The following is a 15,163-nucleotide window of genomic DNA, read 5'->3' on the forward strand; positions in this document are numbered from 1 at the left end:
CTCCCCCCGCCATAAAAACCGTGTCAGCCGTAGGACCACCTATAAGTTCCCCACTAGCCCGACGAATAGCGAGAACTAATGCTCCTGTTTGCCCGCGCAATCTTGCCTGTCCTAGACTTTGACCAACAAAAGGACAGCTTGTCGGGTCAAGAACAAATTCTTCCATATAAAGCTGTCGATCTGTTCCAGAGAGCATACCATCGACAAAGTCCATCACTTGAGGTCTAAGGGCAGCAGCAGCCATCCGCTTTCCACCTGTAATGTAAGGAGAAACCACAGCATCTGCACCAGCACGCTGTAACTTTTGTAATGCCTCTTCGTTACTGGCTCTTGCGATCGCCCGAATACGTGGATTTAATGTTTTAGCTGACAGAACTACATACAAATTTTCTGCATCTGAAGGTAGTGCCGCTACGATACAAATTGCCCTATCAATTCTAACTTTCAATAAAGTTTCATCGAAAGTAGCATCCCCTTGGTATACAATAAAACCTTGAGTTTGGGCTTTTTGTACGGATTCTAGACGGGAGTCAATCACAACAAAAGGGACACCCTCAGATGCAAACTCTATCGCAATTTGGCGACCTGTTCGACTAAATCCACAAATAATGTAGTGTTCAGATAAGGATTCCATTAAACGCCTCTGTCTTCTTAGCCGAATTCCTTGTTGAAAATAACCTTCAATGACAGCTTCTGTAAATCTATTAACAATGTAACCAATACTAATAACTCCCATTAAAATCAAGGCAATGGTAAACAACCTGCCTCGAGCTCCCAAGGGTTGGATTTCACCGTAACCAACAGTGGCCAAGGTAATGATAGTCATATAGGCTGCGTCTTCCCAAGACCAGCCTTCTATGAATTTGTACCATAAAGTGCCAACTAAAAAGACACCCGCAAGGGCGATCGTCCCTGCGGTTAACTCTTTTTGAATACGTTTGTACTTTTGCTCAAGGGTAGAATACACAATTTTTTAATATAAGTCACTCGTTTGAGAATATCTGAGAGCTAGCTTAAGATGGTGTGTGTACGAAGATTTTTTGCAGGATTCTCATAGAGAATAGCAATTCGCTGTAATATGAAGAATTTTCAGGAGGTGGCAGTGAGCGCACAAACTCTAGTTGACCAAGCGATAATATCATCTAGCCCCTTTGATACGGAAGGTTTTGATCGATCTGTGATGTCCACTTACGCACGGTTCCCTATTGCCTTAGAACGAGGCAATGGCAGTCGTGTTTGGGATACACAGGGGCGAGAGTATCTCGACTTTGTGGCTGGGATTGCCACTTGCACTCTAGGACACGCCCACCCGGCTATGGTGGAAGCAGTAACTCGACAAATACAAAAGATACACCACGTTTCTAATTTGTACTACATCCCAGAACAGGGAGAGTTGGCAAAGTGGTTAATTGAACATTCTTGCGCGGATCGTGTCTTCTTTTGCAATTCGGGGGCTGAAGCTAACGAAGCGGCGATTAAACTGGCGCGGAAATACGCTCATACAGTGCAGCAAATTGAAAAACCTATCATTTTGACAGCACAAGCAAGTTTCCACGGCAGGACTTTAGCAACAGTGACTGCCACAGGGCAACCTAAGTATCAAAGAAACTTTGAACCTTTAATGCCTTGTTTCCACTATGTACCTTATAACGATCTCAATGCGGTAGAAGTCGCTATTAGCGAACTTGATGAAGGGGATTACCGCGTATCGGCAATTTTATTAGAGCCATTGCAGGGAGAAGGGGGTGTTAGACCAGGAGATATTGCTTACTTCCAAAAGCTGCGAGAGATTTGTGATGAAATCGGCATTTTGCTGATTTTCGATGAAGTCCAAGTTGGAATGGGGCGTACTGGTGAGTTTTGGGGATACGAATATCTTGGTGTTGAGCCAGATATTTTCACCAGTGCCAAAGGCTTGGGCGGTGGTATTCCGATTGGGGCAATGATGTGTAAATCATCCTGCGATGTTTTCCAACCAGGAGAGCATGCCAGCACTTTTGGTGGAAATCCTTTTGCTTGTGGTGTCGCCCTCGCGGTTTGCCAAACGTTGGAACAAGAAAATATCGTGCAGAATGTGAGAGAGAGGGGCGAACAATTGCGTGCTGGTTTAAGAGCGATCGCAGCTAAATACCCGAATCAAATTATAGATGTGAGGGGCTGGGGTCTAATCGACGGTATGGAATTGAGCGCAGATATTTCCACGACTGCTGCTGATGTTGTCAAAGCTACAATAGATGAAGGCTTGTTGCTTGTGCCTGCAGGTCCTAAGGTCGTGCGGTTTGTTCCACCTTTGATTGTGACTGAGGCGGAAATCAACACGGCATTGCAAGCTGTTGATAAAGCGATGGCGACAGTGACAAGATAACTTTTTTTAGCTCTTTGTCAACAATAAACCCAAGTCAAGAAACTCCTCCTTGCCTTGGGTTAAGTTTGTCACAATAGCACCGAAATCACTTATATAAATGCTGTCGCAGTACAAAAAGAAAGTAAACAAAGGCAAGTTTTTATGTTGGCTGTAGAATTTCAAGCAAACATCCAGAATGGTTTAGTTGAGGTTCCCGAACGTTACAGACAGGAATTGGAAAACTATAAAAATGTAAGAGTTATTATTCTTGTCGATGAAACACAACCTCAAGTTGATATGATTGATTATCTGCTAGAGCATCCTATTAAAGTAGATAATCAAACTCCTTTGAAGCGAGACGAAATTTATGACCGTAAGTAGACCTCAGCCAGTCTATTTTATAGATACAAATGTATGGTTTTACGCTCTAACAACTGCTTCAGATGACGAAGATTCACGAAAATCTGAAGTAGCAAAATCTTTACTTCAATTACCAAACATAGTACTAAGCACGCAGGTAATTAATGAAGTCTGTACAAATTTGTTGAAAAAAGCACGTATCCCTGAACAGGAAATATCCAATTTAATTACCAGCTTTTATAGAAAATATAGAGTAGTTAACTTTTATTGCGAGCCTTTATTAGAAGCGTCTAATTTACGCACTCAATATTATTTCTCCTTCTGGGACAGCCTACTTGTTGCAAGTGCTTTAGATGCAGGAGCACATATTCTTTATTCTGAAGATATGCAAGACGGTCTATTAGTATTTGGAAAGCTGCAAATAGTTAATCCCTTCAAGTTATAGTCTTTCTGAAACACTCATCCATGCTCTCTGTGCTCCTCTCCTCTGTGTTCTCTAGACCTGCTAGGGACGAAGGCGAAGTACTCTTCATGTATCTACTGGGTGTTGCCCGTAAAATGGTAGCGCTTCTGACCAATTGGGACGTATACCTTTTTGCCAATCTAAATATGCCAGTTGCAACACGCTTGTTACAGTTGCGGCTAACCCAGATGTTGCTTCAACAAGTTGATACCTGGTGTTCCAGTTGGCTAACTTTTCTTGCCATACCTCTGGTGCGATCGCAATATCTGGTAGGAGAACATCTAGCCCAGAAGCATTGGGACTGGGTTGATAGATCCCAGCAAAAACTTGACCCCGTTGGGCTGGCATCTGTACGGCAATAACAGGTTCCTTTAAACTTTCCGATCCTTCTGCCTGCGGGGATAAAATCTGTAACCATGCTACAGCTGCCAAATTGGAAACAGCAAATACGGGAATGCCCAACTGTTGACCCAAAGTACGAGCAGTCACAACCCCAATGCGAGTGCCTGTAAAACCGCCCGGTCCCTTAGCTACTGCAATAAACGCTAAGTCTGCCCAAGTTTGAGGCTTGATAAATTCAATTAAATACTGGTGTAAATGACTGGATAACTCACGGTCTAAATACCAGACATGAGAACGAGTGTCTCCAGCAAAGTTGCTGATGGCCAAGCCCAGTTCGCGGGTGGTAGTGTGGAGTGCTAGTCCGTATTTTGTTGGTGGCAGGTGTTGCAGTTGAATACTCAAGTTAAGTATAGATAAAGATCGGCTTTTGTCCCGTGCCGGGATTGTGTTAACTAAAATATTAATACAAAAATTTCTCTCAGTTTTATTGAACGAGCCGTATTTCTGCTGAGCGAAGTGTTTGATGACGACAACATACTCAACATCAGTCTATACCCGATCGCACTCCGGTTGTATTTTTAAAGCATGACAGCTTCACCATTAGATATTAGGTTACAAGATACTGACCACTGGGAGCAACGCAGCATAGCAATGAACAACCATTTATCCCCACGAGGGGTTTAATTTTTACAAAGTTGGTGCGATCGCAGAACTTTTCGGTCTACTGACAGTTGTTGATTGAAGTTAATCAAGATAGCATATACTCCGATTAACAACAGGAAATTTAAAATGATAATTTTTGTTCCAGGTCGTCTTTGTTTGTTCGGAGAACACAGCGATTGGGCAGGAGAATATCGCCGGATTAATCCTCAAATCGAAAAGGGCTACACCTTAATTGTTGGTACTAATCAAGGAATTTATGCCGATGTCAAACCTCATTCTACTGAGTTAATTATTCGTCCTTCTCTCAATGAAGGCAAGCGTTATGAACCGCTCAGATTACCAATGGAACCTAATACCCTCAAGTGCGTAGCAGCAAAGGGCGGGTTTTTTAGTTATGCTGCTGGTACAGCTTATCAATTTCTGACTCACTATGGTGTTGGCGGACTTGAAGTTGATAATTATTTAACCGACTTACCCATCCAAAAGGGATTATCTTCAAGTGCTGCTTTTTGCGTTCTCATGGCTCGTGCTTTTAATCGTCTGTATGACTTGAAGATGACAATTCGTGAAGAAATGGAGTTGGCATACCTGGGAGAAAGAAGCACCCCTAGTCTTTGTGGTCGTATGGATCAGGCTTGTGCTTATGGAAATCTCCCAATCTTGATGATATTTGATGGGGAACAAATCGACCATTACGAGCTGAACGTTAGCAAAGATTTGTTTTTTTTGATTGTCGATCTCGGCGGTAGAAAAAACACACAAGAAATTCTCAGACGATTGAATGAGTGTTACCCTTTCGCTACTAATCAAATTCAGCAAAATGTCCAAAAATACTTGGGTTCTATTAGTGCGGAAATTACCTGCTCAGCAGTTGAAGCAATACAATTTGGAGATGCCCAACTTCTTGGAGCTTTAATGACAAAAGCCCAAACTGAATTCGATCGCCACGTAGTTCCGGCTTGTCCTTCTCAATTAACTGCAAAGAAACTGCATCTCCTTCTCCATCACGAGCCTCTGAGTCCTTATATCTTCGGAGGAAAAGGCGTGGGTTCTCAGGGTGATGGCACTGCACAACTGATTGTTAAAAATCAAGAGAGTCAAAGAAAAGCTATCGAAATTATTCAGCGCGATTTTCCTCAAATGCAAGCGTTACATTTAACTATTTCAAGACTGTCCTTATGATTGACTTAACCAAAAATAAACCGCATTAAGCGTGACTGCTGATTTTTAATTTAATGTATATCAATCAACAAAAAGAGCAATTTATCATTACTTATAACCTTGCATTTTTATTATACTAGCAAACACGCAGGTTTAGGCAGTTAGTATAGTGCAATCTGCCATACTTGTCCCTAGCCTCAAGTACAGTTTTAAACTAGCCAAAAGACAAGTTGTGAACTCTCATCATTCCCAATTTATACGGAGGAACGCCATAAGAGTCAAGCATCCCTTTGAGACCATACTGTGTAAAGCAGCACATTCTTATACTGTCCCACAGAACCGAGACTGCGTTATCTATATGAGAGCGATCGCCTGAATTCCCATTGGCATCTCCACAAGTTCTTCATTTTCTGACTGTACTTTGAATAGTGTGAACCGCCAATGAGGAACCAGCAATGAATTTTGTTTTTGATTTTATCTATCGCTTGATTGGTCTAGAAACTGAAGATTCCTACTTAAACGATTCCTACAAGTAATTCGCTTTTTGACGGATTCATATATGTAATTTTTAAATTAAATCTAGCCAACTGAATATTGTACTCTGGTGAGTGATGCTCTGTATTTTGCAGGGCATTTTTTATTTTGCAGTAGAAGCACCCCAAGTTGCGATCGCACTTTTCATTTTACATGATGTGACGAATTGCGCGTAGCGCTTGACTCTTCACTGCTAGGGAGCGCTCCAACAGAATCCCAAAACCGAAAAACTTTTATCTGTCTGAAGATATATTTTTATGTTTTTCTTGTTGTATTTTTAGATTTTGATTATCCTTTATGGGAAAATAATTCTCATGAATTTAGGCGGTGTCCATTTCATAAAGCAAATTGCAATGTAAAAGGGAACGACGGGGAACAAGAACTGCATATAGTGGGGGCGAGTAACCCCCAAAGACCGCTAACCACGCTCTTGAGTGTCCCACTCAATATAGTATGGCGTTGCGCTCCTATCTTAGCTACAAGGGAACAGGAAACAGGTTGTTTCTTCCTGTTCAAAGTTCTCTGTTAAGATTTGCCTTCTTGTTAATGTTCCACATTTTTTGGGAATTTACCTGAACATACAAAATATTGTTTAAGGAAAAAATTTCATGACAACTATCAACGGAACCAATAACGACGATTGGATCATCTACCAAGCTTCTGAGAACCCGATCGCCTATGGTTATGATGACAATGACTCTGTTTGGAATAGTGGCGGTAGTAATGATTCTTTGTACAGTGGCGATGGCAATGATACATTTTTAAATTGGTACGGCAATAACTACCTTCCTGGTGGTAATCGTATTGATTATCTTGTTGACGGGTTTGCTAACGCCATCCTTGATGGCGGTGCTCTTTCAGATACTTTTGGTGATGTAGGCAATAATTACCTTCTTGGTGGTGATAATCCGATTGACGATCTTGTTGAAAGGTTTAGGTTTGGTAACGCCATCCTTGATGGCGGTGCTCTTTCAGATACTTTTGGTAATGTAGGCAATAATTATCTTCCTGCTGGTGGCTTGGTTGCAGATGGCAGCTAGGAATTTAACTGGGCTAGTTGACTCAACATAACAAGCGTGATAGATTTCATCTTCAAAAAACGTGTGGACAAGGTGCAACCAAAGCAAAACCTCTCAGTAACGAGTGCTGGAGGTTTGGGTTGCAATTCTTGTTTGGTGGCGATCGCTCTTTTTTCCCTTGTGGAACAGACACAGAGATCCTGCCCGATACGCTCGTTTTTACGTTACAGAAGTGCGATCTGGCGAGCAATTACGGTTTAGTCCCGCTATCAAACATGAGTGCTCGCTACAGATAAGCTTCTGTTAGACTGTGCAACACCGCACAGAAAAGTTTTCGTTGGTTAAGAAAGTCACCAGATATCTTCTCAAAAATAAAAAACTCCCTGAGAATGAGAACTGGTGGCCAATACCAACGGAGGGTGCGATGTTTGAGGGGTCTTTGAGTGGGCGCTGGTTCTGTAGATTGGGGATTGCTGTGTGGAGTGCGATAGTTTTGTCACCAAATTGTGCGTTAGGTCAAATTATCCCAGATGGGACTTTATCCAACAACACTATAGTCACACCAGATGCCAGCACTTTCAACATCACTGGCGGCACCCAAGCCGACGGTAATTTGTTCCATAGTTTCAAAGACTTTTCCGTTCCTACTGGAGGCACTGCTTTTTTTAATAATGGTACTGAAATTGCGAACATTATCAGCAGGGTAACAGGTGGGTCAATTTCTAATATTAATGGGTTAATTCGTAGCAACGGTACAGCTAACCTGTTTTTGCTCAACCCAAGTGGGATGATTTTTGGTCTGAATGCCAGTTTGAATGTTGGTGGTTCATTTTTGGCAACTACAGCTAATGCAATTCAATTTGGCGAGCGAGGTTTTTTCAGTGCCTCCAATCCAGAAACACCAACACAATTATTGGCGATCAATCCATCAGCATTACTCTTCAACCAAATCACAGCACCTATCCAAAATCAATCAATAGCACGAGCAGGACGTGACCCTGCAGGATTTAATGCATTTGGTCTACGTGTCCCAGATGGTAAGAGTCTACTGCTAGTTGGCGGCAACATTAGCATGGATGGTGGTCAACTGAATGCTTATGGTGGAAGAGTTGAGTTGGGAGGATTAGCAACACCAGGAACAGTAGCGCTCTCGGTAGATGGTAACAATTTGGTAGCTCTGGGCTTCCCTACTCAAAGTACTAGAGCAGATGTATCTTTGACTAATAGAGCAGGTGTATATGTAGAAGCAGCTGGTGGTGGGAGTATTGCAGTCAATGCCCGTAATATAGAGCTTTCAGGAGAAAGTCAACTGACTGCCGGCATAGGGCAAGGGTTGGGATCGGTTGGCGCTGTTGCGGGAGATATTACACTCAATGCCACAGGGGAAATAAAAGTGGTAAACAGCGCTCTATTCAATGTTGTGCAAACCCGAGCAGTGGGCAATGGGGGAAACATCAATGTCAGCACTGACTCACTCTCGCTAACTGATGGTGCTCAACTATTTGCTAGCACCTACGGACAGGGAAATACAGGCAATGCGAGCGTTGATGCAAGTGGTAGTGTCTCTTTTACTAATAGTAGCGCGGCTTTCAGCACAGTAGAATCGACAGGAGTTGGTAAAGGAGGGGACATCAAAATTAGCGCTGAAAGTTTGTCTGTTACCAATGGCGCTCAACTTGTTGCCAACAGCCGTGGAAAAGGTGATGCAGGCAATGTGATTATTGATGCGCGTGGCAGTGTCTTTTTTGATGGCACTTCTAGCAATGGTAAATTGCCTAGCGCGGCTTTCAGCAGTGTCTCCTCGACAGGAGTTGGTAAAGGAGGGGACATCAAAATTAGCGCTGGAAGTCTGTCTGTTACCAATGGTGCTCGACTATCTGCCAGCACCTATGGACAGGGAAATGCAGGCAGTGTAATTATTGATGCGAATGGCAAAGTCTCTTTTGATGGCACTTCTGGCGATGGTGAATCTCCCAGCGCTGCTTTCAGCACTGTCTTCTCGACAGGAGTTGGTAAAGGAGGGAACATCAAAATTAGCGCTGAAAGTCTATCTGTTACCAATGGCGCTCAACTTCAAGCCAATACCCAAGGAAAAGGTGATGCAGGCAGTGTGATAATTGATGCTCGTAGCAGCGTCTCTTTTGAGAGTAGAAGTAGAAATGGTAGATTTACTGCTTTAAGTGGTATAGGAGAGACTGGAGTTGGAAAAGCTGGGGATATTCGCATTACTACAGATCAACTATTTCTTACTAATGGTGCTTACTTAAGTGCTGGTACCTCAGGAAAAGGAGATGGGGGCAATGTCATAATTAATGCTCGCAAAGTTTCTTTTGATAGTGGAAGTAGTGTCAGAAACAATGTAGAACCAACAGGTGACGGAAAAGGTGGAAACATCAAAATAACTACAGATGAACTATCTCTTACTAACGGTGCTTTTTTAAGTGCTACCAGTGCAGGGAAAGGGAATGGAGGAAGTGTGATAATTGATGCTCGCGCAGCTTCTTTTGATGGGATCGATGTATTTAGTGTTGTAGCTGAGACTGGAGTTGGAAAAGCTGGAGACATTCGCATTACCACAGATGAACTATCTCTTACTAATGGTGCTCAAGTACTTACATACACCTTCGGAAAAGGAGATGGAGGGAGTGTGATAATTAATGCTCGCAATGTTTCTTTTGATGGGCGTAGGGATAATCAATTACCTAGCGGTGCTTTCAGTGGTGTGGGCGAGACTGGAGTTGGAAAAGCTGGAGACATTCGCATTTCCACAGATGAACTATTTCTTACCAGTGGTGCTTCCCTAGGGGCTGATACCTCAGGAAAGGGGGAGGGAGGGAGCATAATAATAAATGCTCGCAAAGTTTCTTTTGATAGTAGTAGTGTCGCGAGCAATATAGAAAAAACTGGTGTTGGAAAAGGTGGAAGCATTCGCATTACTACAGACGAACTATCTGTTTCCAACAATGCTGGCTTAAGTGCTAGCACTTCAGGAAAAGGAGATGGAGGAGGTGTGATAATTGATGCTCGCAAAGTTTCTTTTAATGATAGTGTTGCGTTTAGCGTTGTGGGCGAGACTGGAGTTGGCAAAGCAGGAGACATTCGCATCACTACTGATTCACTTTCACTAACCAAATCTGGATTACTTGCCACCACTGGAGGAAAAGGGGATGGAGGGAGTGCGATCGTCAATGCCACTAGGAGCATTTCCTTGGATAATGTCAGTGCTATTAGTAGTGGAGTAATAGACACGGGACAAGGAAAGAGTGGGGATGTTTACATCACCACTGATTCGCTTTCCCTGAAAGACTCTAGCGTCACAACTAACTCCTTTGGAAAAGGAGATGCAGGCAATGTAATTATTGATGCTAGGAGCGTCTCCTTGGATAACAACAGAGGAATCTCCACTAGTATAGAAGAAAAAGCTCAAGGAAATGGTGGAAATATTCGTATTAACACTGATAAACTTTCACTTTCCAATGGTGCTCAAATTAGAGCCTATACTGCTGGTCAGGGGAATGCAGGAAATGTAATTATTAATGCTCAAAGCATTTCCTTGGATGGAACAAGTAGCGATGACTCTCCTAGTCTTATCTCCAGTAATGTAGAACAGACAGCACAAGGAAAGGGTGGAAACATTCGTATTACCACTGATTCGCTCTCACTGACCAATAGCGCTCAACTACTAGCTAGCACCAGTGGGCAAGGGGATGCGGGAAATATTCTAATCAACGCTACTTATTCCGTCAGTGTTTCTGAAGCTAATTCTATCAATGGACTTTCTAGTGGGTTCTTGACACAAACATCTGCCAATTCTAAAGGCAAGGGGGGCGATATCTCTGTAAACACCAATGTCTTTCGCTTATCAGATGGTGCCATATTAAACGCACAAACCAGAAATGATAGCAATGGCGGCAATATTGTAGTGGGTGCAAAACTAGTTGAGGTGAGCAATGGAGGACAAATTCTGACCACAACCTCTGGTAGTGGACGTGCAGGTAAGATTACGGTTAATGCTACTGACCAGGTAATTGTCACTGGGAAAAATGTAACTTTCGATACGCGACGTAATAACTTTAGCGACAAGGTTGTAAATGTAGGAGCAGCCAGTGGCTTATTTGTTCGTTCTCAAAGTTCAGGGGCAGCAGGTGACATTGAAGTTAACTCACCCCAGATTCGTTTAGACAATAGCGGAAGGTTTATTGCTGAATCTGCATTAGGTAATGGTGGTAATATCAATCTCTTTGTCAGCGACTTACTGCTACTACGCCGTGGAAGTCAAATCTCTGCCACTGCGGGGACTGCACGGCAAGGTGGGGATGGTGGTAACATCAACATCAACTCAAAATATATCATCGCGATTCCAGAAGAAAATAGTGATATCACCGCAAATGCTTTTCAAGGTAGAGGTGGTAACGTCCAAATCAATTCTCAAGGTATCTTTGGGATAGAGTCACGTCCACGGCAAACTGAGAACAGCGATATTACAGCCAGTTCTGAATCAGGCGTTGCAGGTGTTATAAATCTTATTACACCTGACAACAGCGCTCTTCAAAATAGCCTCAGCGAGTTACCGCAAAACTCTATTGATACTAACGCCCTCATCGCCAATAGTTGCATTGCCCGCACTCGCTCAAATGAAGGCACATTCACTATCACAGGTTCTGGTGGTTTACCTCACAGCCCTGGAAATCCATCCATTTCACTCTATTCCACGGGAGATGTAAGGCAAGTCGTACCTAACACCTCAACTTCTTGGAAACAAGGTGACCCCATTGTCGAACCAACAGGAGTTTACCGACTGGCTGACGGACGATTGGTCATGAGTCGAGAGTGCCTTTGATTTAAGATGCTGAGAATTCATCACATTAGTCATCAGATCAGTAGCCGATCGCAGTTGAAACTATATCCAACCAGACATCGTTCAGTCATCGCTCATTGATGACCTCAGTCGCATTGTATCGCGAGCGCGATACAATGCCTCTCTTTCCGTTGCTCTTCGTTCTCAATCAGTAATTGCATGTTTATACATAATATATTCCGTTAAATTTTTACCAAAACTTTAAATAAAAACTCTTACATCCATCTAAAGATAGATCTAAAATCAGTCTAAAGAGATAAATTTTGAGGAAAAAACTGATTTTTAGCCTAACGATGCCTTGAAATGTTTCTGGTTGAAATTTTAAAAGGCGTCAAAAAAATTTTATTAAGTAAGAGATATGGAAATTAGACTCGTAAAAACAGAGGAAGAGAAAGAAGCTGTATACCGTTTTCGCTATCAAATATATATTGAAGAAATGAGATTCAAGCAATTCTATGCAGATCGCGACCGTCAAACTATTCGCGAGCCTCTTGATGAATTTGGATACATCTTTATTGCTTTACAGGAAAATAAAGTTGTAGGTACAGTTCGCGTAAATTATGCTAATTTATCAGACCTTGGATACTACCTTGGGTTGTTTGACATGGAATCTGTTGGACATTTTCATCCGCAACGTACCTCTATAACGACAAAACTAATTGTCAGTTCAGAGTTTAGGTCAACAACCTTAGCTGTTCGTCTGGTTTTAGCAGCATACCAACAAGCCATTAAAGACAGGATCAAATACGACTTTATAGAATGTAAACCAAATTTAGTTAATTTCTTTCTTAGAATTGGCTATAAACTTCACAAAGAGCAGATAAATCATCCTGATCGTGGTAAGTGTATTTCGATGATTCTCAATCTTGAAGATTTTGAACATTTTGAGAGGATAGGCTCACCTTTTCTGCGTGTTCTGGTTAAACAAAACTAGGGTTTACCCTGGTGGAGTAGTAACATTCTCCTCTAAAGTTCGATCGCTTGTGAAATTGCACTCGCAGGCAACTCCTAGAGCGATCGCTCTTAGGCAAAGACTCAGCATAGTGCAATCTGCTATGCTTTGTCCCTAACCCTAAGTACAGTTTTAAACTATCAAAAAGACGAGTCGTAAACTCTCTTCAATGCTGACAGTGGGCAATCGCATCTCTATACTTATATCAAACATTACAAATTATTGAAGTGAAGTCATCAAATATCAGGGTCTTTTGTACGCTACAGATAGTGCTAGTCTCTTATAAAGTCGTCCAACTTTCGGTAACAAGTAAATATGAATCAAGAAAAAGGGGATGCTTCTGAACTATTTTATTCTTTTTTCTCGTCAATTAAACCACGCCAGCATAAAAACACGTCTGGTCAAGATGAGTGGCAGTCTCATGTTTTACCTCATGGTGCGATTGAAGAACTAGCACCAAGTCTTTGGCACGTGACCGGGACTTTGCCTAGTTCGACTATAGTTCCGCGTGAAATGGTGCTTTATAGATTTGCAGAAGATAGCCTACTGATTCACAGCGCGATCGCCTTAAATGAACCAGAAATGGCAAAACTTGAGTCATTAGGTACGCCTAAAATCCTGATTGTACCTAACCGCATCCACAGACTTGATGCTAATGTATATAAACAACGCTATCCTCAGTTAATAGTTGTTTGTCCTGCTGCAGCAAAACCGCATGTCGAACAAGTGGTGGCAGTCGATGGAATTGCAGAGGAAGTTTTACCTACATATGGAATTATTTGTCACGAACCTATTGGTATCCGCCCTCAAGAACTTGTTTATGAACTGTCACTACCAACGGGGAAGGCACTAGTGTTTACAGATATTCTATTTAACTTAAACAGGTCATATTTTCAGCAACACTTACCCACGGGAGAATTTTTACTTCAGTGGCTAGGAACAAGTGTCATTGGATCGAGTGGATTTTTCGGTATCACTGGCTTAGGTAAACGGTTTTTTATGAAAGATCGCAATGCCTATCGCCAGTGGTTAGAAGCATTAGCTGATAGCATACCTGATTTGCAGGTAATTTCTGTTGCTCATGGTAGTCCAATAGTTGCTGATTGTAACAATCGATTGCGTGAGGCAGCAAAACGCCTGCTGTAGAAATTCTGATTTGATGTTTTCAATAAAGCTTTACTCATGCTAAAGTATACCTAAAACTACTCCTCCAAAAACTCGGCTACCACTGTCAGATCTTCCATCGCCCGGTTCAATCGATTGAGCATTGCCTCTGCTACTTGTGGTGAAGCATTAACTATTTCTAACTTTTTACGTAGATCGTAATCCAAGGCTTCTATCCACAGCGCCGCTTCTGTATGACGAATTGCTTTTAATAACCCCATATTGGTCAAAACAGCTAGCTGAAATCCTGTTTGGTCTTGTCCACCATAACCATAGTATCCATCTACAAGTTCCAATTTTTCTGGAGTGAATTCCTCATACTGGTCAAATGCAATGCCAGTAGGTTTTAGCTGGGGTTGTGGCAATGGAGGTTGGGAATTAGTCATAACTTAAGATGAAGAACGCTACACTGCCTATGTTTACATATAAGCGCGATAAGCTTCGCTTAACGGCTTCAGCCGTATCGCACTCCATGACGACATCCACTTGGAGCGCACAACTGCAGCAACAAAAAGTGGTATCTCCACGAGTTCTTCATTTTCTGACTGTACTTTGAATAGTGTGAACCGCCAATGAGGAACTAGCAATGAAGAAGGTTTTCGATTTTATCTCTCGCTTGATTGGTCTAGAAACTGAAGATTCCTACTTAAACGATTCCTATAAGTAATTCGCTTTTTAACGGATTCATTATATGTAATTTTTAAATTAAATCTAGCCAACTAAATATTGTACTCTGGTGAGTAATGCTCTGTATTTTGCAGAGCATTTTTTATCCCGATATGCGATCGCACTTCTGCTACAGAACTGACAAAGGAAAGCAATCGCTCTTCTCACCATCTCCACTTTCCCTTAGGAACAGACAAGGGACTTGGCGTGATGTGACCGTTTTTGCGCTTTAAAGCGTGCGATCGCATTAAACATAAGTGCTTGCTCTTACAGATAAGCTTCTGTAATACTGTGCAAGTTGCACAGAACAGTAAACGTTGATTAACCTCTTTTATTAATCTGGAGAAAAAAAATACTATACCTCTTTTGAACAACAGACATAATCAAGCTTTTGGCGATGCGGAAGCCACCACTTCGTGAACGCATCCCCTTAATTGTCATTTAACTCTCTTTGTTGCGAAAGTTCTTAATAATAAGGATTGTAGATTATTGTCCAACAAAAGTGATAAACGAGGGTTAAGAAAGTCACCAAATATCTTCTAAATAAGGTTCTTCCGTACTTAGTGGGCTAAATCATTAATTAATTTTGATAAGTTTGCTTTAAAACCAATGCTTACAGGTGGTTGTAGTCGAAATT

10 protein-coding genes and 1 pseudogene are annotated in these 15,163 nt (G+C 42.0%); 8 read left to right on the plus strand and 3 right to left on the minus strand.

Annotated features, from left to right (window positions below; translation table 11 throughout):
- A pseudogene (locus tag WA1_RS26820) lies at positions 1-967 on the minus strand (potassium channel family protein); the annotation flags it as partial.
- Between the two features lie 135 nt (positions 968-1,102).
- Here WA1_RS26820 and WA1_RS26825 point away from each other — a divergent pair.
- The 3 genes from WA1_RS26825 (at position 1,103) to WA1_RS26835 (ending at position 3,149) form a co-directional block, all read left to right on the plus strand.
- A complete protein-coding gene (locus tag WA1_RS26825; RefSeq protein ID WP_026135330.1) occupies positions 1,103-2,365 on the plus strand; it encodes an aspartate aminotransferase family protein in 1,263 nt (420 codons plus the stop codon).
- Between the two features lie 141 nt (positions 2,366-2,506).
- The gene (locus WA1_RS26830) at positions 2,507-2,725 is read left to right on the plus strand and encodes a hypothetical protein (protein ID WP_017749567.1); all 219 of its coding nucleotides are present in this window, start codon (positions 2,507-2,509) and stop codon (positions 2,723-2,725) included.
- Positions 2,712-3,149, plus strand: coding sequence for a PIN domain-containing protein (locus tag WA1_RS26835; RefSeq protein WP_017749568.1), 438 nt, complete (start codon positions 2,712-2,714; stop codon positions 3,147-3,149). Before WA1_RS26830 ends, WA1_RS26835 begins: the two co-directional genes overlap by 14 nt.
- Positions 3,150-3,233: 84 nt before the next feature.
- Here WA1_RS26835 and tsaB read toward each other — a convergent pair whose 3' ends face one another.
- Complete coding sequence (tsaB, locus tag WA1_RS26840; RefSeq protein ID WP_017749569.1) at positions 3,234-3,911, minus strand: tRNA (adenosine(37)-N6)-threonylcarbamoyltransferase complex dimerization subunit type 1 TsaB; 678 nt, start codon at positions 3,909-3,911, stop codon at positions 3,234-3,236.
- Positions 3,912-4,298: 387 nt separating this feature from the next.
- On the opposite strand from tsaB, the gene WA1_RS26845 reads away from it, so the two are divergent.
- The 5 genes from WA1_RS26845 to WA1_RS26865 all read left to right on the plus strand — a co-directional run bounded on the left by WA1_RS26845 (position 4,299) and on the right by WA1_RS26865 (position 13,842).
- Positions 4,299-5,354: a mevalonate kinase family protein gene (locus tag WA1_RS26845; protein WP_017749570.1), complete on the plus strand. Its 1,056-nt coding sequence runs from the start codon at positions 4,299-4,301 to the stop codon at positions 5,352-5,354.
- 1,121 nt (positions 5,355-6,475) lie between these two features.
- Complete coding sequence (locus WA1_RS26850) at positions 6,476-6,907, plus strand: calcium-binding protein (RefSeq protein ID WP_017749571.1); 432 nt, start codon at positions 6,476-6,478, stop codon at positions 6,905-6,907.
- Between the two features lie 403 nt (positions 6,908-7,310).
- On the plus strand, positions 7,311-11,726 hold the full coding sequence (locus WA1_RS26855; protein ID WP_148662775.1) for a two-partner secretion domain-containing protein: 4,416 nt from the start codon (positions 7,311-7,313) through the stop codon (positions 11,724-11,726).
- 376 nt (positions 11,727-12,102) lie between these two features.
- Positions 12,103-12,678: a GNAT family N-acetyltransferase gene (locus WA1_RS26860; RefSeq protein WP_017749573.1), complete on the plus strand. Its 576-nt coding sequence runs from the start codon at positions 12,103-12,105 to the stop codon at positions 12,676-12,678.
- Positions 12,679-13,011: 333 nt separating this feature from the next.
- The gene (locus WA1_RS26865; protein ID WP_017749574.1) at positions 13,012-13,842 is read left to right on the plus strand and encodes a hypothetical protein; all 831 of its coding nucleotides are present in this window, start codon (positions 13,012-13,014) and stop codon (positions 13,840-13,842) included.
- Positions 13,843-13,898: 56 nt separating this feature from the next.
- Here the strand turns inward: WA1_RS26865 and WA1_RS26870 are convergent, their stop codons facing one another.
- Entirely contained in the window at positions 13,899-14,246 is a 348-nt protein-coding gene (locus WA1_RS26870; protein WP_017749575.1) for a hypothetical protein, read from the minus strand.
- Positions 14,247-15,163: the final 917 nt, after the last annotated feature.

It is taken from the genome of Scytonema hofmannii PCC 7110, assembly GCF_000346485.2.
Classification (GTDB): Bacteria; Cyanobacteriota; Cyanobacteriia; order Cyanobacteriales; family Nostocaceae; genus Scytonema; species Scytonema hofmannii.

Excerpts from the sequence above, each read along its gene's own strand:
- WA1_RS26830 (WP_017749567.1), top strand. The coding sequence starts at position 2,507 with ATGTTGGCTGTAGAATTTCAAGCAAACATCCAGAATGGTTTAGTTGAG.
- WA1_RS26835 (WP_017749568.1), top strand. The coding sequence starts at position 2,712 with ATGACCGTAAGTAGACCTCAGCCAGTCTATTTTATAGATACAAATGTA.
- WA1_RS26845 (WP_017749570.1), top strand. The coding sequence starts at position 4,299 with ATGATAATTTTTGTTCCAGGTCGTCTTTGTTTGTTCGGAGAACACAGC.
- WA1_RS26850 (WP_017749571.1), top strand. The coding sequence starts at position 6,476 with ATGACAACTATCAACGGAACCAATAACGACGATTGGATCATCTACCAA.
- WA1_RS26855 (WP_148662775.1), top strand. The coding sequence starts at position 7,311 with ATGTTTGAGGGGTCTTTGAGTGGGCGCTGGTTCTGTAGATTGGGGATT.
- WA1_RS26860 (WP_017749573.1), top strand. The coding sequence starts at position 12,103 with ATGGAAATTAGACTCGTAAAAACAGAGGAAGAGAAAGAAGCTGTATAC.
- WA1_RS26865 (WP_017749574.1), top strand. The coding sequence starts at position 13,012 with ATGAATCAAGAAAAAGGGGATGCTTCTGAACTATTTTATTCTTTTTTC.
- WA1_RS26870 (WP_017749575.1), bottom strand. The coding sequence starts at position 14,246 with ATGACTAATTCCCAACCTCCATTGCCACAACCCCAGCTAAAACCTACT.